A 22,262-nucleotide genomic window follows, 5' to 3' on the forward strand; every position below is an offset into this window, starting at 1 on the left:
CCTAGCATTTTCGATAGTAGTCTGACGCTCATTATATACGCAAAATATAAACGGCTGTTAAATAAAGCTTTTTATAAAAAGGGCCCCTGGTGCCCCGGGCTGGCCAGCATTCGGCGGCGCCCTTTGCGCATACTGCATGGAACTCCTTCATTCTATGCGTAATTTCAGTAAACGCCCAGCGGCAGGATGCGAACGGCGAGCGGGTTGGTGATGTTAATTTTTTGTGTAATAGTGCTGGAATCACCCCTCAAGAACGTCGCAGGTTATCCATTATGTCTCAGCAGCAGAGCGCGGACTGGGTCAGGCTGGCGCAATCGCCCAGCCGGACGGAACGCATCGAAGCCTTCTTCGGCGGCCACGGCTATGAGCCGCACCGGCATGATACCTACGCCATCGGCCAGACGATCGCCGGCGTGCAGAGCTTTCACTATCGCGGCGGACTCCAGCACAGCCTGCCCGGCGGAACGATGGTGCTTCATCCGGACGAAATACACGATGGCGAGGCGGGCACCGAGGCGGGGTTTCACTACCGCATGGTTTATATCGAACCGGCGCTGATCCAGAAGATACTCGGCGGCAGGCCACTACCGTTTATCCCCGACGGCTTGTCGGCGGATCCACGGCTACGTCGCGCCGCGCAGCCGCTGTTGAAAGCGGTCACGGATACCTTCGAGCCGCTGGAGGAAGAGGATGCTCTGTACGACCTGGCGCAGACCCTGGCCGTTGTCGGCGGCCAACGTTCCCGTCGCCAGGCGTTTGATTATCAGGCGGCGGAGAGGGCCCGGGAGTATATTCATGCCTGTTTTATGCAGGATATGACCCTCGACACCCTGTCGCAGGTCAGCGGCCGGGACCGCTGGAGCCTGAGCCGGGATTTCAGAACGCTGTACGGCACCAGCCCGTGGCGTTACGTCATGATGCGTCGGCTCGATTTTTGCCGCCAGCGGATGCGCGCCGGGGAACGTCTGGTGGATATTGCCGCCGACGCGGGCTTTGCCGACCAGAGCCACATGACGCGCCAGTTTATCAGCCGCTTTGGTCTCTCTCCGGGCCGCTGGCTGCGGGCGATCCGCGGCTAGCGCGGTTCAGGTTGCACAATCGTTCAAGCGTGACCGCGGCGAGGCGAACTATGCTGACTGCCTTTATCACAAGGAGACAGCCCATGTATCAACTCGTTAATCTTGCTCATAAATTTTCCCTGTTCAGCGAACAATGGCAGCCCAAAGTGGTGGCTGAAATGAACGACTATCAGTTCAAGGTCGTGCGCATCGCCGGCGACTTTATCTGGCACAGCCACCCGGAAACCGATGAGACATTGATGGTGGTGGAGGGGGTATTGCGCGTGGACTTCCGCGACGGGCATGTGCTGGTGAAGGCCGGGGAGATGATCGTCGTGCCGCGCGGGGTGGAACATAAGACCTCGGCGGAGACGGAAGCGAAGCTGATGCTGATTGAGCCGCGCGGGGTGTTGAATACCGGCCACGAGGGCGGCGAGCGGACGGCGGTGAACGACGTTTGGATCTGATCGCTTTCCGGCGATAAAACGCCCCTCTTTCCGGCGGAAAGAGGGGCAGGGCGATTACTTCAGCTCGTCAACCATGGTGGTTGCCCGACCGATATAGTTGGCCGGGGTCATCGCTTTGAGACGCACTTTTTCCTCTTCCGGCAGGGCGAGGCTGTCAATAAACTGCTTCATCCCTTCCGCGTCCACGCGTTTGCCGCGGGTCAGCTCTTTCAGCTTCTCGTACGGTTTTTCGATACCGTAACGACGCATCACGGTCTGGATCGGCTCAGCCAGTACTTCCCAGTTGTGATCCAGTTCGTCCAGCAGGCGATCCTGGTTCAGCTCCAGCTTGCTGATCCCTTTGAGGGTGGACTGATAGGCGATCAGCGCATAGCCGATGCCCACGCCGAGGTTACGCAGAACGGTGGAGTCGGTCAGGTCGCGCTGCCAGCGGGAAACCGGCAGTTTGCTGGCCAGGTGCTGCATGACCGCATTGGCCAGGCCGAGATTGCCTTCGGAGTTTTCGAAGTCAATTGGGTTCACCTTGTGCGGCATGGTGGAGGAGCCGATTTCCCCGGCGATGGTCTTCTGTTTGAAGTGGTTGAGCGCGATATAGCCCCACACGTCGCGATCGAAGTCGATCAGAATGGTGTTGAAGCGCGCGATGCAGTCAAACAGCTCAGCGATATAGTCATGCGGCTCGATCTGCGTGGTGTACGGGTTCCACTGAATACCCAGCGAGGTAACGAACTCTTCGCTGAACTGATGCCAGTCGACTTCCGGGTAGGCGGCGATGTGGGCGTTGTAGTTACCCACCGCGCCGTTGATTTTACCGAGGATTTCCACCTGGTTCAGCTGACGATACTGCCGCTCCATACGGTAGGCGACGTTCGCCATCTCTTTACCCATGGTGGACGGCGTTGCCGGCTGGCCGTGGGTACGGGAGAGCAGCGGCACATCGCGGTACTGGGTCGCCAGATCTTTTACCGCGTCAATCAGTTTGCGCCAGTAAGGCAGAACCACTTCGTCGCGGGCGGTTTTCAGCATCAGCGCATGGGAGAGGTTATTGATGTCTTCAGACGTACAGGCGAAGTGAATAAACTCTGATACCGCGTGCAGCTCGGCGACGTCAGCGACTTTCTCTTTCAGGAAATACTCTACCGCTTTCACGTCGTGGTTAGTGGTGCGCTCGATGGTTTTGATGCGCTCCGCGTCTTCAACGCTGAAATCGGCGACGATTTTATCAAGGAAACCGTTTGCGTCGGCAGCAAAAGCAGGAATTTCCTTGATCGCTGCGTGGGCGGCCAGTTTTTGCAGCCAACGTACTTCCACCTGAACGCGGAATTTCAGCAAACCGAATTCGCTGAAGATACCGCGCAGCGCGCTGACTTTATCGCCGTAGCGGCCGTCTACAGGGGAAACGGCGGTCAGTGAGGATAATTCCATAGATCACAACTCCGGGGTTAAATGAGCAAGAATTTGCTTTGCCTGGTTAACCAGACGATTACGGGAAAACATAAGCTGCAGACGTCCGCCGCCCACCTGATGCCAGAGCACCGCGGCGCGAATACCCGCCAGCAGCGCTGAGCGAACTTTCGCCTGCACCTGCGGGCTTTGCAGCACGGCAGGGGAGCCGGTCACCTGAATACGCGGCCCCAGCGGGCTTATCACATCGACATAGATGCCCGCCATGGCGCTGAGCAGCGTTTCGGACTGCAGGTCAAAGTGTTCCAGCTGACGGTGCAGGCCGGCGATGCGGTTGCCGAGCGTGTCCATCGCCCCTTTACTGGCGGCGAGCTTGCGCTCCAGCACCATCAGGCTCAGGGTATAGCGCGTCAGTTCAGCATTGAGGCCCTGACGGCTGCTGGTATTGAGCACCCCGAGCAGCGTTTCAAGACCGAGGCGAAGATTGGCTTCACTGCCACCGAACACCGCCAGCGTCGACTCAGGATCGAGGTCGATGATGCTGTTCAGCGACACATGCAGGGCATCGCTGTCGCAATGTCCCTGATGCGCCAGTTGCTGAACCAGTCGCGCCGCCTGGCAAACGCCAGCCAGCGCCAGGGTGATGTCATAGTAATTCTTCGCCACACATACTCCTTGTCAGCCGCCAGGGCGGTTCGTCCCGGCGGAAATAACGCGCGTTCAGGACTGCAGAGGCAGTCGTTGTTCAATAATTCCGCCGCCGAGGCACACTTCCCCTAAATAGAACACTGCGGACTGGCCCGGGGTCACCGCCGCGACCGGCTCATCGAAGCGGACTTCGATACGGTCTTCATCCAGCGCGGTAACGGTGCAGGGGATATCGGTCTGGCGATAGCGGGTTTTCACCGTGCAGCGCAGGGTGCCCTGCAGCGGTTCACGGTTTACCCAGTGCAGCTGTTGGGCAATCAGACCGACGGACATCAGGCGCGGGTGGTCATGGCCCTGGGCGACGATAAGAATATTATTCTCAACGTCTTTATCGACCACGTACCATGGATCTTCGCTACCCTCTTTGGTGCCGCCGATACCCAGCCCTTTACGCTGGCCTAGGGTGTGGTACATCAGCCCCTGATGGGTACCGATCTCCTCGCCGTCGACGGTGAGGATTTTGCCCGGCTGCGCCGGCAGATAGCGGCCAAGGAAATCGCGGAATTTACGCTCGCCGATAAAGCAGATGCCGGTGGAATCTTTTTTCTTCGCGGTGATCAGATCCAGCTCTTCGGCGATCTTACGCACCTGCGGTTTTTCCAGTTCACCCACCGGGAACAGGCTCTGGGCAATCTGCTCGTGGCTAAGGGTGTAGAGGAAGTAGCTCTGATCTTTGTTGCCGTCGAGTCCGCGCAGCAGCTGGCTTTTACCGTCGACATCGGCGCGGCGCACATAGTGCCCGGTGGCGATGTAGTCGGCGCCGAGGTCTTCGGCAGCAAACTCGAGGAAGGCTTTAAATTTGATCTCTTTATTGCACAGAATATCCGGGTTCGGCGTGCGGCCGGCTTTGTACTCTTCCAGGAAGAGCTCAAAGACGTTATCCCAATATTCGGCGGCAAAGTTAACGGTGTGCAGTTCAATGCCCAGCTTATCGCAGACCGCTTGCGCATCGGCAAGGTCGGCGGCGGCGGTGCAGTATTCCTCGCCGTCGTCTTCCTCCCAGTTCTTCATGAACAGGCCTTCCACCTTATACCCTTGCAGCAGCAGCAGGTACGCGGAGACCGAGGAGTCGACGCCGCCGGACATGCCGACGATCACTTTTTTCTGGCTTTCTGACATGGAAATACTCGCTACATTGAACTTCGAGGCGGCGTATTCTAGCACGCGCTCACCGTTCATTCACCCCCTGTGAACGGCCAGTTAAATGCGCCAATCAGCGACAGCGGCTGCCGCGGGTCCTGCAGGTAGCAGCGAATGCTTTCGGCAACCAGCGGCGAGCGCAGGTTCGGCGCGTTAAGAATTTCCTCAGCACTGAGCCACAGGCAGCGATCGATATCGCTGTCGTGCGGTTCAGTGGCGCACAGATCGCTAAGTTCGATGGCGAACAGGAAGCGCAGAAACGGGGTGTTATCGGGAGCCAGCCACTGATGCATGCGGATGAAATGCTGCGGCGTGGCGCGAATGCCGGTCTCTTCCCACAGTTCACGTTCGGCGGCCTGCAGCAGCGTTTCATTGGCCTCGAGATGGCCCGCCGGCTGGTTCCACAGCGCTTTGCCGTTAATGGTTTCTTCGACGATGAGAAATTTATCCTGGGCGTGAACCACGCAGGCAACGGTGACATGAGGTTTAAACATCGCTTTTCCTTTTCAGTTATTCGGCTTTGCGCCAGTCGCCGTTGGCCAGTCCGTCGAGGGTATAGCCGCCCATGGCGTAGCGGATCAGCCGCAGGGTGGGGAAGCCGACGTGGGCGGTCATCCGGCGCACCTGGCGGTTGCGTCCCTCGTAGAGCGTGATTTTCAACCAGCGGGTGGGAATCGATTTGCGCTCACGAATCGGCGGGTTGCGCGGCCACAGCCAGACGGGTTCCTCGACAAGTTCTACGCCGGCAGGCAGGGTGGGGCCGTCGTTAAGGGTGATGCCGTCGCGCAAGGCGGTCAGCGCCTCGGGCGTGGGTTCGCCTTCCACCTGAACATAGTAGATCTTGCCGGTGCGCTTACCCGGCTGGGTCAGCTTCGCCTGCAGCGCGCCGTCGTTGGTCAGCACCAGCAGGCCTTCGCTGTCGCGATCGAGCCGACCTGCGGCGTAGACGCCCGCCACCGGAATAAAATCTTTTAGCGTGCTGCGCCCGGCTTCATCGGTAAATTGCGGCAACACATCATAGGGTTTATTGAACAAGATCACAGTTTTTGGCTGGCGTTCTTTACGTTGTCTGGTGACTTGTTGTGTGCTGAATCGCTCAACGCGATGTTTTCTAAATGAAGTTTTCTGCATGGTATTTTCAGGCTTTATCAATTGCCGCATTATAGCCTAATTACGAATGCCTTTCATGGACGCAAACATTCAGGTAGTATTGACATGCTCATTACAAATTATTAACAAAAAATTGCTCAAACCGATTCGCACTACAGGCAGGAAGGCGACACGGACGCGATAGCTCCGGTTAGCGGGAAGACCCGGTACGCCGAAGCTGGCCGACTCAGCCAACACCAGGCTCGCGTGAAGAGGGAAGAGCAGAACCAGAAGCGCTCGAAGGAGAGGTTAATGGAAAGCAAAGTAGTAGTTCCGGCGGAAGGTCAAAAAATCACCCTGCAAAACGGCAAACTGAACGTCCCTCACAATCCGATTATCCCGTTCATTGAAGGTGACGGTATCGGCGTTGACGTTACCCCAGCGATGCTGAAAGTGGTTGATGCCGCCGTTGAGAAAGCCTATAAGGGCGAGCGTAAAATTTCCTGGATGGAAGTTTACACCGGTGAGAAATCAACCCACGTCTATGGCCAGGACGTCTGGCTGCCAGCTGAAACCCTCGATCTGATTCGTGACTACCGCGTTGCTATCAAAGGTCCTCTGACCACCCCAGTCGGCGGCGGCATTCGTTCTCTGAACGTGGCGCTGCGCCAGGAGCTGGATCTTTACGTCTGCCTGCGTCCGGTACGTTACTACCAGGGCACCCCGAGCCCGGTTAAACACCCGGAACTGACCGACATGGTTATCTTCCGTGAAAACTCAGAAGATATCTATGCGGGTATCGAGTGGAAAGCCGACTCTGCGGAAGCAGACAAAGTGATCAAATTCCTGCGCGATGAGATGGGCGTGAAGAAAATTCGCTTCCCGGAACATTGCGGCATCGGCATCAAGCCGTGCTCTGAAGAAGGCACCAAACGCCTGGTGCGCGCCGCGATTGAATACGCGATCACCAACGATCGTGATTCCGTCACTCTGGTGCACAAAGGCAACATCATGAAGTTCACCGAAGGCGCGTTCAAAGACTGGGGCTACCAGCTGGCTCGCGAAGAGTTCGGCGGCGAGCTGATCGACGGCGGTCCGTGGGTGAAAATCAAGAACCCGAACACCGGCAAAGAGATCGTGGTGAAAGACGTGATCGCCGATGCGTTCCTGCAGCAGATCCTGCTGCGTCCGGCGGAATACGACGTTATCGCCTGTATGAACCTGAACGGCGACTATATCTCTGACGCCCTGGCGGCGCAGGTTGGCGGTATCGGTATCGCCCCGGGCGCCAACATCGGTGACGAGTGCGCGCTGTTCGAAGCGACTCACGGTACTGCGCCGAAGTATGCCGGCCAGGACAAAGTGAACCCGGGCTCCATCATCCTGTCCGCAGAGATGATGCTGCGCCACATGCAGTGGTTCGAAGCCGCAGACCTGATCGTCAAAGGCATGGAAGGCGCTATCGCCGCTAAGACCGTGACCTATGACTTTGAACGTCTGATGGAAGGCGCTAAACTGCTGAAATGTAGCGAGTTTGGCGACGCAATTATCGCGAACATGTAATCTGCCCCTCAGATTATGTCAGAACGGGAACCTGGTGGTTCCCGTTTTTATTATTAGTTTTCGAACGGTTATCAAAATTTTATCAAAACAAGTTATCAAAACCCCTCCCGAAAAACCTCATAAGGCCACCTTTGTCCACCCCTTACCTCGATCATCATGGTACCTATCCGTTTGTTGTTGAGTTTTGTGTCCAAGTAAATCTTTCGTGTTTATACCCTGGGCTTTATATAACCGCTCGGAAAGCGATCTTTGTTCATGGAAAGTTGCCGGTGTACCTTGTCCCCAGTCAATATTGGCACTGTCCCTTGCCTTGCTGAAGTTCATGGTCAGTGTTCTGGGTTTCACCTGTGCTCCTCGCTCAGCCTGTGAGGTGGTTCTAAAGAAATGAACCAAATAAGGGCTTACTGCATAATCCCGGCAACGACTGATTACATCTCGTAGGCTCCAGTTGATTGCGTTGCAACGCAGAGCTAATGGTATAGCGATTTTGCTTCCGGTTTTCTCTTGCTCAACGTGTAGATGATCGTCCCAGATGTCCGAGAATTTCATACGGGATATATCACCTAGTCGCTGTCCTGTTACTATGGCTAAAAGCATGGCGTTCCCCATGTATTTGTGATTTTCATCGGCTATATCAAAAATCTTTTGCCATTCCTCAAGAGTGAGGCGCTGGCGAGTGATCTTTCTACGAGGTTGTTTAGTTGCTAGTGCAGGGTTATAACCAGGAGGTACTTCTCCCGCATGCTGAGCTTCTTTAAAAACATCTATTAGGACAGAGCGAATGACCTGAGCCATTCTGGGTTGTCCCTCCGCTAAATATTCATCAAGAATTTGCGCAACATCTCGAACATTGACAGCGGATATTAATTTCATTCCTACCCGTTCCTTAAGCAGAGATACTGGTTTTGCTTTTTGTTTGATAGTGTTTTCTTTAATATCTCCGGACTTCAATCTTTCCTGCTGAATCTTCCAGTAACGTTCAAGCTAGGTGTTAGTTGATATTGATTTTCCTGAGCTGGTGGAAATTCTGTCAGTGATTGCCATTATCTGGCGAGTTTGTTGTTCCGCCAGTCTTTTATTTGCTTCAATAGCTATTGCCGTGGCCTCTGCTTCGTCTGTTCCTAGACTATGAAACTTACCAGTTATCGGGTGCTTATAACGCCAGTATACTTTATTAACCTTTCTGCTGAAGAGCGGGTATAAATTTGGAATAGATATATTATTTTTACGTGGTCTGGCAGCCATCGTTCAAAATCCTCTGCAAAAGAACAGGGTCGCTTTTCTTTACTACAGGAGTGGTCAATGTACCGACCAACTCAGCATCCTCCCTGACGCGCCAGAATCGACCTTCTTTTTTGGCTGGGGGAGAAAACATATTCTGTTTAGCATAATTCCTGAGAGTGGAAACACTTGGAGGATTGCTTCTGTATTTCTCGTTTGCCCACTCTTCAAGGGTTAACATCTGGAGCATATGTTTTACCTCATCATGGCCCATTGCTGGGCCAGTATCTGAAAATACAAAATCAGTTTTGCATCAATTTTTGCAGCACCTGATTGCCGGCAATTATTCGCTGCCAGATCGCTGATACATAGCGGGCCTGATGAATAGCATCAGCGAGGGCATTGTGACGAGACCCTTCAAACGGGATCGTTGTTTTGGGGTCGAAGCTAATGGCTTGGCCGAGCTCTACCATTGTTCGTACGTCCCGATCGTTCCAGTATTCCCACGGATAATCTTCAGCAATGCAATCGTAAGAAGAACGCAGAATAGAGTTGTCGAATGACGCACCGTTACCCCATACCTGCGCCTTTTTGCTCCCACCAGCGACATTATCAGAAACAAATTCTCTGAACTGGAGTAATGCATCCTGCAACGGGATAGCATCATCATTTACGATCGCAGAGCGTGCTTCGGAGGACTGCTTAAGCCACCAGATAACAGTAGATGGATCGATTACGGCGCCCCAGTTCACGGAGGATTCAAGGCATACGACTTTATAGAAACTTTCTCCAATAGAGCCGGTTGCCGGGTCAAAAACAACCGCACCAATAGCGACGATAGGGGCGTTATATTTTTTACCCATGGTTTCCAGATCAACCATAACGTGAACATAATCAATTGGCTGATCTTCCTCCTTATTATGATGACCGGATTCAATATCTACAGAATCCGTTTGATGAACAACTTCATCTGTTTTTTCTTTTTGGTTAACCTTGCCCGTAACGTCAACAAGACCTTCAATGGAAAATACTCCGTCCCCAATTTTTGAAACTTCAGGCTGCCTGGTCTTGGTAAGGTCTTCGGTTACCCACTTCGGATCCGTAGGGTCGCTAACCCCTTCAACATATTCGCCGCGCTCGGCGGCCAGAACCTGATTAGCGTCCGGACGTTGCTTTTGAGCCTCTTTTACCAGTTCGGCACCAACTGCTTTAATGTCGGAGGAGAGTGTTTCCAGTTTTGCGCTGCTATCCTCTCCGGCGATTACTTGGTTTGTTGCATCCAGAGTGACTGCAGCAGATGGAATATGTCCCGCCTTGGTAAGCGTCTCAGCGCTCGGGGTATCATGCTTATGTTCAGTCAGATTCGCGTTGATGTAGCCACGTAACCGATCTGGAAAAGGAGTTATTCCACTGGATGCTTCCCTGATCAGTGCAAAAATCGCTGCACGGGAATAATCAAGGATGCCTGGTGTGCTCCGTAATGCTGCAGACCATTCTTTAAATGGACTTTCTTTCTTCTGTACTATTTCCTTCGCGCGGCGGTGGACTGATGCCGGAAAATTATAGATGTCAAAATCCATAGGCATCGTTGCAAGAGCGATCTCTATATCCAGAGTATCCAGCGAATGCTGATAATCCGGATTGCGGTCAGTTTTGTTACCGCCGCCAGCATTGGCGCCGGCATCGGTTTTGTTTATTGAGGTGATATAGTTTCCAGCAGCCCATTCCTTTGTAAGGATCCCGCGGTCAATATGCGACGTTTCAAGCCATAATTTGGCGAACTGAATTTGCTTGCCGAGCTTATGGCGTTTCCCCACAGGAAATACGCTCTTAAATGCACTGGTAAATTTCCACAGGCCAGGCATATCATATTTTTTAAGCTCCGGAATATTTTCTGCCGTCAGCAGCAGATTCTGCACACCGTGATTATCCGTATCCATTTCCATCGCTGAAAGGCGGTTACGATGAGGAATGCTAATGTGATACACGTGACGCTCGTCGGCCATATACTGGGCAAGCAGCTGCGTGCGGAATGACATTTCCGCCAGGTTGAAGAGTGCTTCTTCATTGTTCGAATAGTCCTCTTCATCGCTATTTGCAGGAGAGATATCGTTTTCTGGTTTACTGGAGGGCTGTGGTTCAGCAGCCGCTGGCGCAACGATTTTTTGCCATGTCAGCCCGTCTTCACCACCAAGCTCGTAGCGATCGCACCAGGTGTCATCCAGTACACCTTCTTCCGGTAAGTCATCAACGATGAGCCAGTTGGTGCGGATCGGCAGCTGATGGCTGGCGCCGCGGCCAACGTTAATTTCAGCGTCTTCCAGGATGTCCAGGATTTTGCGCTCGGCGCGAGAATCGGATTTAGCAGAGAACCAGCAGAAGAGACTTTTCGCTTCGTTTGCTTTTGCCTTCGCTTTAATGAGATACGGGTAGTTGTTCATTGCGTTTGGGCTCCTTTGGATTGTAAGATACCCGGCAGCTGATGGCAGCCGCCTTGGTGGTGGTCATTGGTCAAAACTCGATTCCGGAGAGCTTTGGTCGGCTGACCGGGTACTTAACCCGCCTTGCGCGGGTTTTGTGCTTTATGGGGCTGGCGAATCGCCCCGCAGCAGCTGTGATACGCGAACGTCGTCAAGCGCTCGCAGGATAGGCTCAAAAGTTTTATGGGCTGGCAGTTTAGATACCGCAGTGATCACTTCTGTAACGGTGATGTCATCGCCGCGGGGGCTATAACCACCACCTGGGCCACGCTGTGAAATTACCAGGTTACCCGCCCGCAGCTTTTTGAAGATCTGCTCAAGGTATGAAGTAGACAGCTTTGACTCTTTACTGATGGCCGTCAGTGAAACGGGCGAGCCGTCATAGAGCTTATTCAAAGTGGCTGCGGCCTGGACAGATGCCAGAACGCGTTTCATTCCAAATTCCATAATCACTTCTCCGGCCGTAACGGCCATTGGTCAAAACTCGATTCAAAAACTCACTGCAGGCTGTTGGTCGTCAGCCATGTTTTGTGCATTTCGGTAGGGGAGGCACTGGCCCTGTACTTTTTGTTCATCGGCGTTGCTGTTGCAACTGGCCTCTGATGGATAAACACCGATCAGAACATCAGAGCATTCACCAGTGAGAGCACAAACGCTGATGACAAGGGCAAACAGGGTATTCATGCCTCAGCCTCAGGGTTTCCTTTCTGCGCCAGCAAGTAACACAGCTGGCGTAGTCTCACCTAGAACCAATTCAGGCGGGTCGCCTGGTTCCCGGTAGGTACTCGGGCAAAATCCTTCATAGTTATCTCCAGTTAACTCATTATTAAGTTGTGGTTTTGCAATGCGGCGCCGGGTGCCTCCCGGTGACGGCAGCCAGTTAACAACTACCGCCGACAACTTTTCCCCACAACGAGTGAATAACCGCCATGTTTACTTTTTTTTAACTGTGTCGCGTGCGCATAGCCGCATTCACCGCATTGCAAAGCCTGATAGTCGTCATGCCTGTCTTTTCACCACTTCAGGCTCGGTGGTATTCTTGGCGCTCTCACACAGCCAAATAAAAGAGAGAAAAATGTCTCGTAGCCCTATACCTGTCTTCTGGTACGAAAATCCCGCTCACTACGAAGAATTCCAAAAAATCCTTTCAGATGCTTACGTCCTTCCCTTTGACTACCACGACTGGCGTATCCGCACCGATAGCATGGTGGAGCGCTACGAAAACAGCGGTATCCAGGCTGTGAAGGTGGTAGCCAGCACTTACGATTTCATCACCTGGTGCCAGGCCCATGGACGTGATATCAGTACCAAAAGCTGCAATGATTACGCGGTCTCCGAATCGGGCCTCCAAATCCTGCGCGACAGAGAGTTTGATTGGGGAGACGAGTAAAAAGTAAATTTTCCCTATCTTGGATATATCTATTCTCATAGTGATGCCCTATCTCATGCCTGTAACGCCGGCCGGCGGAACGTTATAACCTGCTGCGAATTCTTCTTGTCGTCATCTCATCCGGTGTTTCGTATGCCGCCGGCAGCTACTTCGTGGGCTTCCTGCCTCGATGACGTCATAGGACGGAGATAGTATTATCGATATAAACTACAGATGTCAATTAAAACTGATGATTTAAATTTCAGAATTGGATGTGAGGTGGGGAGCAGGCACAAAAAAACCGCCCGAAGGCGGCGCTTATGAAGGGGCGGGTAAGGCTGTTCTAGTCTTTCTTTCGTTTCATTAAATATTCGTTCATGAAAGCATCGAGTTCTTCCAGCCTTAACTGCATTAACCCGACGAATCGTTCTTGCTCCACTTGAGGAAGCTGATCGTAAATTTCTATGAGCTTTTTGGTCTCCGGGGTAAGGACATAGATATCTTCCGATCTTGGCGGCTGCAGCGTCTCTTCGTCTTCATCTGTCATGAAAAACCAATACAAAGGTTTTCCTGTTATATCAGGAAGTTGCTCAAGCATTTCTTTCCTGGGAAGGATTCCAGCCTGACACCAGCCATTCACTGATTGGGATGTCGCACCGATCCTCCGCCCCAGTTCTGATTGAGACATTCCTATCTCATCTAAGACTCGTTGCAGTCGAACACCAAAGTTCATCTTCATCCACCCAAACAAACACATGAGAAAGATTATACAGATTTTTTCTTCAGGCCCCATATCGAATGATTTGACACCATCGAAATAAACTGATTAAACTGTAATTCAAATTTACAGTTATTAGTGGAGCAGCGCATGAAGCCATCACTTCAAAAAAAATTACTTGCCGTGTGTAGCCAATCGGAAATCGGACGGCGGCTTAATCGGCGAGCACAAACAGTAAATGGTTGGTTCAAACATAAAGTTCCCGGCGAGTTGGTTCTGAAAGTCAGTAAGGCATTGGAGTGGAAAGTTACTCCGCATGAACTCAGACCAGATCTCTACCCAAACCCAACGGATGGATTACCGAAGGAGTAAGTATGCAAACCATCTCTTTTAAAAATCATAACCCGGTAATGGGCCTGCAACTGAACTCAGAAAATCAGTTTTCCGGTCTACGCCGGGCTCGGATGAAGAGTAGAGCAATTTTTGCTGCCGTTCAGGAATGGGAGTCGACTTTACCTGGACGTGCACAGGACCACATCGCGCAGCTGGTGGATGAGCAATGGAGAAAACAAAAGGGTCGCGGAATAAACGTCAATAAACAGAATCTGTACCGCTACCTGAAAAACGAATCTGGATCAGAGAAGTACACCAGCTACGTCATGCAGCTTTCAGGAGCGATCGCTGATGCGATGCCTATTGAGATTGCGCGCAAACACGGATTGAAACGTGGATTGACTGAAAGCGAGCTGGTGGCTCAAGCAATCAAAGAGTGTAGCGAAGCGCACCAGGCAAAATTGCTTGGTGCTCCGTTGCAGAAGTTAGAGCGTGAAATTCGGGAGGCAGCAATTGCACTTTTTAACATGCTTCCTGCAGATGCGGCGGGACCACTTCTGGCTAGCATCAGCACCGTAGCGCCGCAGTTTTTCTAATCGAGTTTTGACAATGACCACCAGCACCAGCTGGCTAATAAGAGGTTTCAGATGGCCCGCATCAGAACAGTTAAACCTGAATTCTGGACAGATGAGAAGGTGGTGGAATGTTCAATTCCAGCGCGTCTCCTGTTTATCGGGTTGTTCAACTTCGCCAACGACATGGGATGCCTTGAGCGTTCGCCAAAACGGTTGAAGATGCAGATCTTCCCTGCGGACGCGCTCGATTGCGAACCACTAATACAGGAACTGATTACTCATGGATTACTCATTGAGTATTCAGTGAATGATGTCTGCTATTTACAGATTAAAGGTTTCCTTAAGCATCAAAAAATAAACAGGCCTTCAGCTTCAAAAATACCCCTTCCGCCAGAACTCTCTGAGGATAAGGCAGGAGAGGAAGAAAAGAGAGTGACTAATCAAGGAGGGCTCAATGAGGACTCAGTGAATCATCAAGGAGGGCTCACTGACGGAAAAGGAAGGGAAGGGAAGGGAAAAGGATCAAACCCCACTCTCTATGCGCAGGAGAGAAATTTTCCCCAGCAACCTCAGTATCTGCCTGGAGTGGATATTCCGATCGGGAAATTCACCATGCACGACCTTTGGCTGCCGTCACAGGACTGGCCGCGGCTGGCTGCTACCTGGGGTATAGCGCTTCCCGAACCGGCATACCTGCCGACAGAGCTGGCAGAGTTCATCGCGTACTGGAAATCCGAGGGGAAAGTGTTCACTCAGATTCAATGGGAGCAGAAATTTGCCCGCAGCGTGATAAGTGCCAGAGCCAAATCTAAACCACAACCAGCAACCGGAGGTAAAGACCATGCAGGAATTCAACCAGTTAACACCGCATCCCGGGCAGTTCAGGAAATTCAGGCAGCCAGAGAACGCTGGGAAAAGCAAAACGGACTTGTTGGCGGCGGATACAGCATGGCGGCTATGGACAGTCATGGGGGAAATATTTTCGAACCGGTGGACCCAGAAGAACGGGGCGGCGCCCTCGGATATGTGGATTGCCCAGATTGGATCGATGAGTGAAGCCCAGATTACTCTGGTCTGCAGTCAGTGCATGGAGCGCTGCGCCGCGGGTAACACATGGCCACCGGATCTGGCTGAATTCGTTGCTCTGGTATCTGCCAGCGGTGCTAACCCGTTCAATCTGACATCCGAATCTGTAATGGCGGAATACAAGCGCTGGAGGAATGAGTCTTACCGATACTCGGGCAGCGACAAATACCCATGGAAACAGGATGTTATGTATCACATTTGCATTGAGATGCGCAGAACCGGAGTTGAGAGGAACCTGACTGAGGGAGAGCTGAAAAAACTGGCAGAAAACTTACTCACGAAATGGACCAAACACCTGGCTAACGGGTTTTCGATTCCCCCGATTCGTCGGCAGTTGGCAGCACCGAGGCATCCAGCAGGGCCGACGCCAGCGCAGGTTCTGATGGAAGAGTACAAACGCCGCAAGGCGGCAGGTTTAACCAAGTAAACGAGTTTTGACCATGACCAAACAATCAAAAACCAAAGTAACCAAAGCACAGATGGTGCTTGCCATCGTTAGCCGGACGCCAGAATGCGTCCTGCAGGATGTCTGCGATGCGCTGGACTTGCAAGCCAGTACAGCAGGTAACTTGCTGCGGCAGCTACATGCCGCGGGAAAACTCCATCGTACCCATAACGGCTGCCAGTACGTCTATCGAGTGGGGGCAGGCGTTGAGGTTCCCGATGTTGCCCTGCCGCAGGCTGCAACACAATTATCTGAAGAAGATGTGAAAAAAGTCCAGGACGCACTGTCACTGGCGAAGATGCTGGAAGACAAAAAGCTGTGGCGCCGGGCTGCGACTGTTTACACCTCGATGCTTGGGATGGCTACAACAGCAAACGAACTCTGGTTGCTTGCCAGAATGCGTAACCGCTGCCTGCGCAATGTGGCGAGGTGGTGAATATGCCTTAAATAGAATCAACAGCAGCTGGTACGGGATGTCAAAGCTAAGTTTAATTATTCCGGGGTGAGGAAAAGCTGAGATGTCCGCTGAGTGCCAGAAGCAGAACTTGCTTACATCGTGCCATGTTAGTTTACCGGGAGCATGTCATCCATTCCTCGCTCAGAGCGAACCATCCTTGATCCTTAGTGTTTAATTTTTTACATCAGACCCCAGTCGACAGTTCCGAAATGCTGCTTCTAGTGAGTCGGCGAAGCTTACCGGCCTGCCGGTTACTGCTGTCGGGCTGACAACCCGGCAAAGCTTGCGAGTCGAAGGAGGCACTAGTTATGATGACTGTGATGACTCTTGTGCCTTGAATACACAGTCAATAATCACACCTTTGATCAATGTCATTTTGTTCAATAGTTGATCATCCTACAGAAGTCTGCAGTTGAATGCTCTTTTTCAGGGATCGTCTGGGAATTAAAAAAATTTTGTTCTTCAGTTCAACAGAAGTCTGATTGATATTTTTTTTTAACCTTTTATTTAATGTTAATATCAATAACTTAAATAAAAATGAGTTGTTAATGAATTCCAGGGTCTGCAATAAACACTGTTTTCTTGAACAGTATCCTCTGACGTGATAGTTTCAAAATATTACTGTTATCTGGGAGGAATCTCATGGCGACTTCTGTATTGGCTAATTGGCACGGTCATGATTACCAGGCTCGGTATTTCTGGATTGAGGCATCCCGGCTTAAAAATCCCCAACAAGATTTCGTCGTAGAAGTTTCCTATGAAGCCGATGGCCCTAAAGCCTTTGATGACGTGATTACGCGTTATAACCCCCCCCGCCGCAGCACCGGGCCCGATCGGATTCAGGCCGATTACTATCAAATCAAGTTTCACGTTACACAAGCCGCTAGCTTCGGATTCGAGGACCTGATTGACCCCGCATTCATCGGTGCTGAAACCTTCTCGATCCTTGAAAGGCTAAAACAGGCAAAAGGAACTGAGCCTGTCAACTCTGCTTTTCATCTTGTCACGACAGATCGAATTATCGATGAGGACCCGCTTGGTGAAATAATCAGCAATGTGGATGGCTCAATACGACTCGATAAGTTGTTTGATGGCACGAGCGACAGGAGCCGTAAGGGAAAGGTTCGCAAGCTCTGGCGCCAACATCTTAAGCTTTCCACAGACCAGGAGCTGGAGCAGGTGCTTTCTGGTTTTCACATTCAGCAGTCACAGCCCACGCTTGAAGCGATGCGTGAAAAAGTTAATACCTGCTTCCAGATCATTGGTTTGATAACCTGCGAAACAAGTTCGGACTTCCGTTTCGATGGCGCTGCGCGTGCCTTACGCAGTCAGGAACGTTATCGCTTTACCCGAGAGCAATTCACAGCCCTTTGCGAGGAAGAGAACTGGATCAGATCGGAAGCACCTGAAAGCTTCAGAAATGTTGCGCTACGCTCTTTCAGCGATGGGCCACTGGACATCATGGATGCGCTTCCGGAACACACACTCTCCCTGCTTTCTCTCTTCGAAGGTCGATTTCCCTCCCCGGGCATTGAATGGAATAATGTTATTAAGCCCCAAGTAGAAACCTTCCTCACAGGTATAAGGCAGACGGAGCGTAAAGTTCGGCTGTATCTAAATACCCACAGCTCCATTGCAATGCTTGCCGGCAAATGTCTTGGTCACAAGTCAGGCGTAGAAATCGAACTGGTCCAGAAAGGGAGAATGGGCGACTCCATCTGGTCTGAGAACGAATCGCAGGATGAACCTGATGCGATTATCGAAACCGAGACTGTCGGAACCGGAAGCGATGTCGCTGTAGTGCTCAGCATCGCGAGAAATGCGCTGCCAAAAGCGCGCGCATACATACTCGAAAATCAGCCTGACATAGGACGTATCATTCACTTAACCCCCGCAAACGGGCACGGGCAACGATCTGTGAAAAACGGTTCACATGCCGTAGCGCTTGCCGAACAGGTGTCCGATGTAGTCACGGATGCAGATTTACCGGTTGAGGCAAGCTTGCATATTTTCAGCGCTGCGCCAAATGCCGTTAATTTTTATCTTGGCCAGCACACGGATTTTCTGGGGACATGTGTCTTTTATGAGTTTGACTTTCAACGCCAACGAGATGGCTCCTACCTTCCTTCATTTAAGGTTTAATCACCATGGAACTTCAACCTCAGTTCAACGAATTTTTAGCAAATATCAGGCCGACTGATACACAGAAGGAAGACTGGAAAAGTGGTGCAAGGACACTGCGCGAGCGCCTGAAGAATTTCGAACCACTCAAGGAAATTGTCGTATCAACGTTCCTGCAGGGCAGCATTCGTCGTTCAACAGCAATCCGTCCGCTCGGCGATAAGCGCCCTGATGTTGATATTGTCGTGGTGACCAATCTTGACCATACCCGGATGTCTCCCACTGATGCAATGGACCTGTTCATCCCATTCCTCGAAAAGTATTACCCGGGTAAATGGGAAACTCAGGGGCGCTCTTTTGGTATTACCCTCTCCTATGTCGAACTGGACCTAGTGATCACCGCCATCCCAGAGTCAGGGGCAGAAAAAAGCCATCTTGAGCAGCTCTATAAATCAGAGTCAGTTCTGACTGTTAACTCTCTGGAAGAGCAAACTGACTGGCGCCTGAATAAAAGTTGGATCCCCAATACGGGATGGTTGTCTGAGAGTAACAGTGCGCAAGTAGAGGACGCCCCCGCTTCAGAATGGAAAGCGCACCCGTTAGCGCTTCCTGACAGAGAAAAGAGTGAGTGGGGCCGGACACATCCACTCGCGCAGATCAGATGGACCGCCGAGAAAAACCGTCTTTGCAACGGTCACTACATCAACCTTGTCAGGGCGGTGAAATGGTGGCGACAGCAGAACAGCGAAGACCTACCGAAATATCCTAAAGGCTATCCGCTGGAGCATCTGATTGGAAACGCGCTGGATAATGGCACCACATCAATGGCCCAAGGGCTTATTCAACTGATGGACACTTTTTTATTGCGCTGGGCAGCCATTTACAATCAGAAAAGTAAGCCGTGGTTGTCAGATCACGGGGTTGCAGAGCATGACGTGATGGCGCGCTTAACAGCCGAAGATTTCTGTTCATTTTATGAGGGTATTGCGGGTGCGGCGGAAATTGCCCGTAACGCGCTGGCGTCTGAGGATCCTCAGGAAAGCGCACAACTCTGGCGCCAACTGTTCGGATCCAAGTTTCCTTTACCCGGCCCTCAGGGCGGTGATCGCAACGGTGGATTTACAACGCCAAGTAAACCAGCAGAACCACAGAAAACCGGACGCTTCGCTTGAGTACAGTCGTTCAGCAAGTGCCAAGAGAGCTGCAGGCAGCGCTCACCCTGATCAATAATGATCCTAGGATGCAGACGAACAATGCCTGGGCGCTCTCTGCTGACAAAAGATGGTCTCTAAAATTCACCGCCGAGCTTTCCGTACCCGGTTCTAGGTTCATGCCAGACAACAGCGTCTGGCATCTGGTCCTCTGGCAGGAAGAGACCCTGATACGCATAGAGGTTTATCCCGATAAATCGGAAGGTATTTCAGCCACGTTCCAGCACCAAAACTACAACTTTTCGGATGCGTCTACCCGTGAATGGACCTCAGGAAATCCGTGCCTTGAGAATACGCCCGCCGTATTTGGTCGTAACTTATGGGGGCTGGAACCCGAAGCACTACTCGACAGAATCAGCTGGCGACTCAGTAGGCTGCTGCTCTGGATTGACGCCGCTGCACAGGAAAAACTGACCACAACCGGGGATGCTGTTGAACTCCCCGCCTTCCCCGATCAGTCACCCTTTACCGTGATTGGTTTTAGCGAACAGATTGATGATCTCCCCTTCTGGGCATCGAAAACAGGAGAATGGGGGTATGCAAGCAGCACTGGATTGCCCGGTGCGCGCGGTGCCCGCTTTTTGCGTGAGTTTTTTGATAACAAAGGAAAGCTAATCCGGACAACCAAATGGTCCTCGTTCATGCGCAAAGGCGCGAGAACTACGAATGCAGTGTGGTCTGTTTTGCCTACCCTCCCAGTTCTGGCTCCTTGGCAGGCACCCAAGACCTGGCAGGAGCTCAGCAATTGCTTCGCACAATGCGGGTTATCACTGCCGGACCTCTTTTCAGATATTGGGCGTTCTGTCAGAGCCCTGCGCAAGCAACGCGCGCCCGGATTACTCTTGCTGGGTTTTCCGCTGGAAAACAAAATTGGAGATGAGCCAGCGCGAATTCACTGGCTGGCACTGCGTCTGGCCGGTCTCAGTAATACAATGACAAAACGCCCCGGATTCCGTCCAACGGAACGGAATCGTAGAACTTGGGATCGCGAACAGCCACTTTCACAGGAGCCCATCAAGTGGGTGAGGACGCAGAATTGGTCTGCCGACCAGCTCAGAACACGTGGCGAAGCGGCCAACGACATTCGCAGCAAAAAGGTGCTGATAATCGGTGCAGGCTCACTGGGTAGCATGATTGCAGAAAACCTGATGCGCATAGGTGTTGTCAGCCAGGGCATTCTGGACGCAGACCTTCTACAGACCGGAAATCTGAGCCGTCACGCCCTGACAATGACGTCAGTTGGCCATAACAAAGCGGCCGCGCTGGTTGAACATCTGAATCGTATTCTGCCTGACGCAAGTGCACGTTCATTCAGCTGCGCGTTTCCCCCTGAGAGTGAGGTCACAAAAAACTCACTGCGTCAGTATGACGTGATCATTGATTGTACCGGTGATGATGGTGTTCTTAAGTCATTGGCGGCATTTGACTGGCAAAGTGAAAAAATATTTATCAGCCTGGCTATGACATGGCGGGCTGAAGGTTTATTTGCGTTTGCTGCCAGTGAAACAACTTTTCCGGTGACGGATGCTTCCAGCCGCTTCGACGCCTCGGCGTCACCTGAGATCGACATGGATGAGGCGAGAATAGAAGGTATCGGGTGCTGGCATCCTGTATTTCCGGCCCGTGCCGATGACGTACAGTTATGGGCGGCCGTCGGTACAAAATTCATTTGCCGGGTTGTCAGTGCGCCAGGGAGAATCTATGAATATTTTAAGCAGATGCCTGATGGCACTGTCGAGAGAGAGCCGCATGAGTATTAAAGATGTGACTTTTTCAAGTGAGGTAGCTCTTTATACGGTCGTCATTAGCTCCTCAGCCATTGAGCAGATGGTTTCCGAATGTCTTAAAGCTGGCGTAAATGAAACAGGTGGCATTCTGATTGGCTCATACAGCGAAGACAGTTCTACGGCAATGATCGTGGAATCCACGACTCGTCCAGCGGATTCACTCGCTGGCCGGACGACATTTCAACGGGGCGTCAGAGGGCTGAGGCCATTACTTCATGCCCGATGGAAAACGGGATTGTATTATGTTGGTGAGTGGCATTTTCATCCAGGAGGCTCACCCAAGCCAAGTGGTGATGACTTCAGATCCATGACAAGCATTGCAGCGAACCCTGGCTACCAGTGCTTGGAGCCTGTAATGATTATACTTGGAGGGGATCCGGCAGGCTCATATAGTCTGAGCGCCAGTGTATTTCCAAGGGGAGACGCCCCCATCAGACTGCGAGAGGTACTGATTTAATATTCGTCCCCTTTGTTTTCTATCAGACCATGGTCTTCAGGCCTGAAACACCACTTTTTGCGGCCCGGCGGAGCCGCACTCTGCCGGTTAACGCAGTCGACAGATACTCAGGCTGGTCAGCGAGCCGAGGCGTTCATTGTGTGCGACGTCACTTAATCATCGGTCTCATGAACGATTTTCGTTGAGATGCTTGACACAAACCACACACGCTTATAAAACCGCTTTCCGGAACAAGAAGACGCGGGATTGCAGGAATGATCGCTTTCAGAGCGACCATTACCAGTCCATAAAGCCTGTGTCATTACCATCTGCCCCGCCATTGATTCAAAAAGAATGCTGTCATCACTGTCCGCTTTTCGCTCGAAGCAGACCTTCATCTCATTCAGATTGTCCGCTCTGTGCCAAGAGCGGAATCTGGAGCGCCAGAGGTAGCAACGTTTCTTATCAAAGGTGTTGATCACCACAAAAATGACTGTATCCCTGTGATAGCGGATTTCGTCCTTTGAGAAGAAAAGATCAATCTAAACATGAGCATGGGTTAGCGAAAAGTGGCATTAAACGCTTGAACATTTC

At 51.9% G+C, this 22,262-nt stretch carries 23 protein-coding genes and 1 pseudogene; 13 read left to right on the forward strand and 11 right to left on the reverse strand.

All coding sequences use genetic code 11. The annotated features are described in order from the left end of the window. Positions 1–272: 272 nt before the first annotated feature. Together DR88_RS16865 and DR88_RS16860 are read left to right on the forward strand one after the other, a co-directional pair. Entirely contained in the window at positions 273–1,079 is an 807-nt protein-coding gene (locus DR88_RS16865; RefSeq protein ID WP_004179353.1) for an AraC family transcriptional regulator, read from the forward strand. A gap of 83 nt (positions 1,080–1,162) precedes the next feature. Then, positions 1,163–1,525 (forward strand): cupin domain-containing protein, encoded by a 363-nt coding sequence (locus DR88_RS16860; RefSeq protein ID WP_015958193.1) that lies wholly within the window; start codon positions 1,163–1,165, stop codon positions 1,523–1,525. Positions 1,526–1,579: 54 nt separating this feature from the next. Here the strand turns inward: DR88_RS16860 and purB are convergent, their stop codons facing one another. From purB to rluE, 5 genes are read right to left on the reverse strand one after another with little or no spacing between them, the layout of a single operon-like run. Continuing rightward, a complete protein-coding gene (purB, locus tag DR88_RS16855) occupies positions 1,580–2,950 on the reverse strand; it encodes an adenylosuccinate lyase (protein ID WP_004147971.1) in 1,371 nt (456 codons plus the stop codon). A 3-nt stretch (positions 2,951–2,953) separates the two neighbouring features. Beyond that, positions 2,954–3,595 (reverse strand): high frequency lysogenization protein HflD, encoded by a 642-nt coding sequence (gene hflD / locus DR88_RS16850; RefSeq protein ID WP_004140557.1) that lies wholly within the window; start codon positions 3,593–3,595, stop codon positions 2,954–2,956. Between the two features lie 54 nt (positions 3,596–3,649). Next, positions 3,650–4,756, reverse strand: a complete 1,107-nt coding sequence (mnmA, locus tag DR88_RS16845; protein ID WP_048968652.1) for a tRNA 2-thiouridine(34) synthase MnmA — start codon at positions 4,754–4,756, stop codon at positions 3,650–3,652. Positions 4,757–4,812: 56 nt separating this feature from the next. Further along, complete coding sequence (locus DR88_RS16840) at positions 4,813–5,271, reverse strand: NUDIX hydrolase (RefSeq protein WP_004150802.1); 459 nt, start codon at positions 5,269–5,271, stop codon at positions 4,813–4,815. Between the two features lie 16 nt (positions 5,272–5,287). Beyond that, complete coding sequence (gene rluE, locus DR88_RS16835) at positions 5,288–5,938, reverse strand: 23S rRNA pseudouridine(2457) synthase RluE (protein WP_032443838.1); 651 nt, start codon at positions 5,936–5,938, stop codon at positions 5,288–5,290. 240 nt (positions 5,939–6,178) lie between these two features. On the opposite strand from rluE, the gene icd reads away from it, so the two are divergent. After that, the gene (gene icd, locus DR88_RS16830; protein ID WP_004150800.1) at positions 6,179–7,429 is read left to right on the forward strand and encodes an NADP-dependent isocitrate dehydrogenase; all 1,251 of its coding nucleotides are present in this window, start codon (positions 6,179–6,181) and stop codon (positions 7,427–7,429) included. 117 nt (positions 7,430–7,546) lie between these two features. Here the strand turns inward: icd and DR88_RS0125435 are convergent. The 5 genes and pseudogenes from DR88_RS0125435 to DR88_RS27900 form a co-directional block, all read right to left on the reverse strand. Further along, positions 7,547–8,674 (reverse strand): annotated as a pseudogene (locus DR88_RS0125435) (site-specific integrase). Further along, complete coding sequence (locus tag DR88_RS0125440; protein WP_012542206.1) at positions 8,655–8,900, reverse strand: excisionase; 246 nt, start codon at positions 8,898–8,900, stop codon at positions 8,655–8,657. Before DR88_RS0125440 ends, DR88_RS0125435 begins: the two are co-directional and overlap by 20 nt. A 52-nt stretch (positions 8,901–8,952) precedes the next feature. Further along, positions 8,953–11,091, reverse strand: coding sequence for a 3'-5' exonuclease (locus tag DR88_RS16825; protein WP_004147979.1), 2,139 nt, complete (start codon positions 11,089–11,091; stop codon positions 8,953–8,955). Between the two features lie 141 nt (positions 11,092–11,232). Continuing rightward, positions 11,233–11,577 carry an Rrf2 family transcriptional regulator gene (locus DR88_RS16820; RefSeq protein WP_014228879.1) on the reverse strand — a complete coding sequence of 115 codons (345 nt, stop codon included), beginning with the start codon at positions 11,575–11,577 and terminating at the stop codon, positions 11,233–11,235. 42 nt (positions 11,578–11,619) lie between these two features. Further along, positions 11,620–11,814 (reverse strand): DUF1482 family protein, encoded by a 195-nt coding sequence (locus tag DR88_RS27900; RefSeq protein WP_016160636.1) that lies wholly within the window; start codon positions 11,812–11,814, stop codon positions 11,620–11,622. Between the two features lie 160 nt (positions 11,815–11,974). On the opposite strand from DR88_RS27900, the gene DR88_RS31425 reads away from it, so the two are divergent. Further along, complete coding sequence (locus tag DR88_RS31425; protein ID WP_227499848.1) at positions 11,975–12,520, forward strand: hypothetical protein; 546 nt, start codon at positions 11,975–11,977, stop codon at positions 12,518–12,520. A gap of 322 nt (positions 12,521–12,842) precedes the next feature. Here the strand turns inward: DR88_RS31425 and DR88_RS0125450 are convergent, their stop codons facing one another. Beyond that, positions 12,843–13,187, reverse strand: a complete 345-nt coding sequence (locus tag DR88_RS0125450) for a transcriptional regulator (RefSeq protein WP_223168509.1) — start codon at positions 13,185–13,187, stop codon at positions 12,843–12,845. A 180-nt stretch (positions 13,188–13,367) separates the two neighbouring features. Here DR88_RS0125450 and DR88_RS27910 point away from each other — a divergent pair, with 180 nt between their 5' ends. The 9 genes from DR88_RS27910 (at position 13,368) to DR88_RS31730 (ending at position 21,689) form a co-directional block, all read left to right on the forward strand. Continuing rightward, positions 13,368–13,589, forward strand: a complete 222-nt coding sequence (locus DR88_RS27910) for a transcriptional regulator (RefSeq protein ID WP_004147982.1) — start codon at positions 13,368–13,370, stop codon at positions 13,587–13,589. A gap of 2 nt (positions 13,590–13,591) precedes the next feature. Next, the gene (locus DR88_RS16815; protein ID WP_004147983.1) at positions 13,592–14,146 is read left to right on the forward strand and encodes a toxin YdaT family protein; all 555 of its coding nucleotides are present in this window, start codon (positions 13,592–13,594) and stop codon (positions 14,144–14,146) included. Positions 14,147–14,197: 51 nt separating this feature from the next. Beyond that, positions 14,198–15,181, forward strand: coding sequence for a DnaT-like ssDNA-binding domain-containing protein (locus DR88_RS31430; RefSeq protein WP_004147984.1), 984 nt, complete (start codon positions 14,198–14,200; stop codon positions 15,179–15,181). Next, positions 15,093–15,638, forward strand: coding sequence for a replication protein P (locus tag DR88_RS0125460; RefSeq protein WP_223176365.1), 546 nt, complete (start codon positions 15,093–15,095; stop codon positions 15,636–15,638). Before DR88_RS31430 ends, DR88_RS0125460 begins: the two co-directional genes overlap by 89 nt. A gap of 13 nt (positions 15,639–15,651) precedes the next feature. Then, a complete protein-coding gene (locus tag DR88_RS16805) occupies positions 15,652–16,092 on the forward strand; it encodes a hypothetical protein (RefSeq protein WP_032443841.1) in 441 nt (146 codons plus the stop codon). A 663-nt stretch (positions 16,093–16,755) separates the two neighbouring features. Further along, a complete protein-coding gene (gene cap4 / locus DR88_RS16800; RefSeq protein WP_004147987.1) occupies positions 16,756–18,255 on the forward strand; it encodes a CBASS system CD-NTase-associated protein Cap4 in 1,500 nt (499 codons plus the stop codon). 5 nt (positions 18,256–18,260) lie between these two features. Next, on the forward strand, positions 18,261–19,406 hold the full coding sequence (locus tag DR88_RS16795; protein ID WP_004147988.1) for an SMODS domain-containing nucleotidyltransferase: 1,146 nt from the start codon (positions 18,261–18,263) through the stop codon (positions 19,404–19,406). Then, the gene (locus DR88_RS16790; protein ID WP_050511144.1) at positions 19,403–21,205 is read left to right on the forward strand and encodes a ThiF family adenylyltransferase; all 1,803 of its coding nucleotides are present in this window, start codon (positions 19,403–19,405) and stop codon (positions 21,203–21,205) included. Before DR88_RS16795 ends, DR88_RS16790 begins: the two co-directional genes overlap by 4 nt. Next, the gene (locus tag DR88_RS31730) at positions 21,195–21,689 is read left to right on the forward strand and encodes a Mov34/MPN/PAD-1 family protein (RefSeq protein ID WP_157779422.1); all 495 of its coding nucleotides are present in this window, start codon (positions 21,195–21,197) and stop codon (positions 21,687–21,689) included. Before DR88_RS16790 ends, DR88_RS31730 begins: the two co-directional genes overlap by 11 nt. Positions 21,690–22,262: the final 573 nt, after the last annotated feature.

The sequence above is a fragment of the Klebsiella pneumoniae genome, assembly GCF_000742135.1.
In the GTDB taxonomy this organism is placed as follows: Bacteria; Pseudomonadota; Gammaproteobacteria; order Enterobacterales; family Enterobacteriaceae; genus Klebsiella; species Klebsiella pneumoniae.

What these genes read in the sequence shown, in the direction of transcription:
- DR88_RS16865 (WP_004179353.1), top strand. Translation starts at nt 273, where the DNA reads ATGTCTCAGCAGCAGAGCGCGGACTGGGTCAGGCTGGCGCAATCGCCC.
- DR88_RS16860 (WP_015958193.1), top strand. Translation starts at nt 1,163, where the DNA reads ATGTATCAACTCGTTAATCTTGCTCATAAATTTTCCCTGTTCAGCGAA.
- purB (WP_004147971.1), bottom strand. Translation starts at nt 2,950, where the DNA reads ATGGAATTATCCTCACTGACCGCCGTTTCCCCTGTAGACGGCCGCTAC.
- mnmA (WP_048968652.1), bottom strand. Translation starts at nt 4,756, where the DNA reads ATGTCAGAAAGCCAGAAAAAAGTGATCGTCGGCATGTCCGGCGGCGTC.
- DR88_RS16840 (WP_004150802.1), bottom strand. Translation starts at nt 5,271, where the DNA reads ATGTTTAAACCTCATGTCACCGTTGCCTGCGTGGTTCACGCCCAGGAT.
- rluE (WP_032443838.1), bottom strand. Translation starts at nt 5,938, where the DNA reads ATGCGGCAATTGATAAAGCCTGAAAATACCATGCAGAAAACTTCATTT.
- icd (WP_004150800.1), top strand. Translation starts at nt 6,179, where the DNA reads ATGGAAAGCAAAGTAGTAGTTCCGGCGGAAGGTCAAAAAATCACCCTG.
- DR88_RS0125440 (WP_012542206.1), bottom strand. Translation starts at nt 8,900, where the DNA reads ATGCTCCAGATGTTAACCCTTGAAGAGTGGGCAAACGAGAAATACAGA.
- DR88_RS16825 (WP_004147979.1), bottom strand. Translation starts at nt 11,091, where the DNA reads ATGAACAACTACCCGTATCTCATTAAAGCGAAGGCAAAAGCAAACGAA.
- DR88_RS16820 (WP_014228879.1), bottom strand. Translation starts at nt 11,577, where the DNA reads ATGGAATTTGGAATGAAACGCGTTCTGGCATCTGTCCAGGCCGCAGCC.
- DR88_RS27900 (WP_016160636.1), bottom strand. Translation starts at nt 11,814, where the DNA reads ATGAATACCCTGTTTGCCCTTGTCATCAGCGTTTGTGCTCTCACTGGT.
- DR88_RS31425 (WP_227499848.1), top strand. Translation starts at nt 11,975, where the DNA reads ATGCGGCGCCGGGTGCCTCCCGGTGACGGCAGCCAGTTAACAACTACC.
- DR88_RS0125450 (WP_223168509.1), bottom strand. Translation starts at nt 13,187, where the DNA reads ATGTCTCAATCAGAACTGGGGCGGAGGATCGGTGCGACATCCCAATCA.
- DR88_RS27910 (WP_004147982.1), top strand. Translation starts at nt 13,368, where the DNA reads ATGAAGCCATCACTTCAAAAAAAATTACTTGCCGTGTGTAGCCAATCG.
- DR88_RS16815 (WP_004147983.1), top strand. Translation starts at nt 13,592, where the DNA reads ATGCAAACCATCTCTTTTAAAAATCATAACCCGGTAATGGGCCTGCAA.
- DR88_RS31430 (WP_004147984.1), top strand. Translation starts at nt 14,198, where the DNA reads ATGGCCCGCATCAGAACAGTTAAACCTGAATTCTGGACAGATGAGAAG.
- DR88_RS0125460 (WP_223176365.1), top strand. Translation starts at nt 15,093, where the DNA reads ATGGGGGAAATATTTTCGAACCGGTGGACCCAGAAGAACGGGGCGGCG.
- DR88_RS16805 (WP_032443841.1), top strand. Translation starts at nt 15,652, where the DNA reads ATGACCAAACAATCAAAAACCAAAGTAACCAAAGCACAGATGGTGCTT.
- cap4 (WP_004147987.1), top strand. Translation starts at nt 16,756, where the DNA reads ATGGCGACTTCTGTATTGGCTAATTGGCACGGTCATGATTACCAGGCT.
- DR88_RS16795 (WP_004147988.1), top strand. Translation starts at nt 18,261, where the DNA reads ATGGAACTTCAACCTCAGTTCAACGAATTTTTAGCAAATATCAGGCCG.
- DR88_RS31730 (WP_157779422.1), top strand. Translation starts at nt 21,195, where the DNA reads ATGAGTATTAAAGATGTGACTTTTTCAAGTGAGGTAGCTCTTTATACG.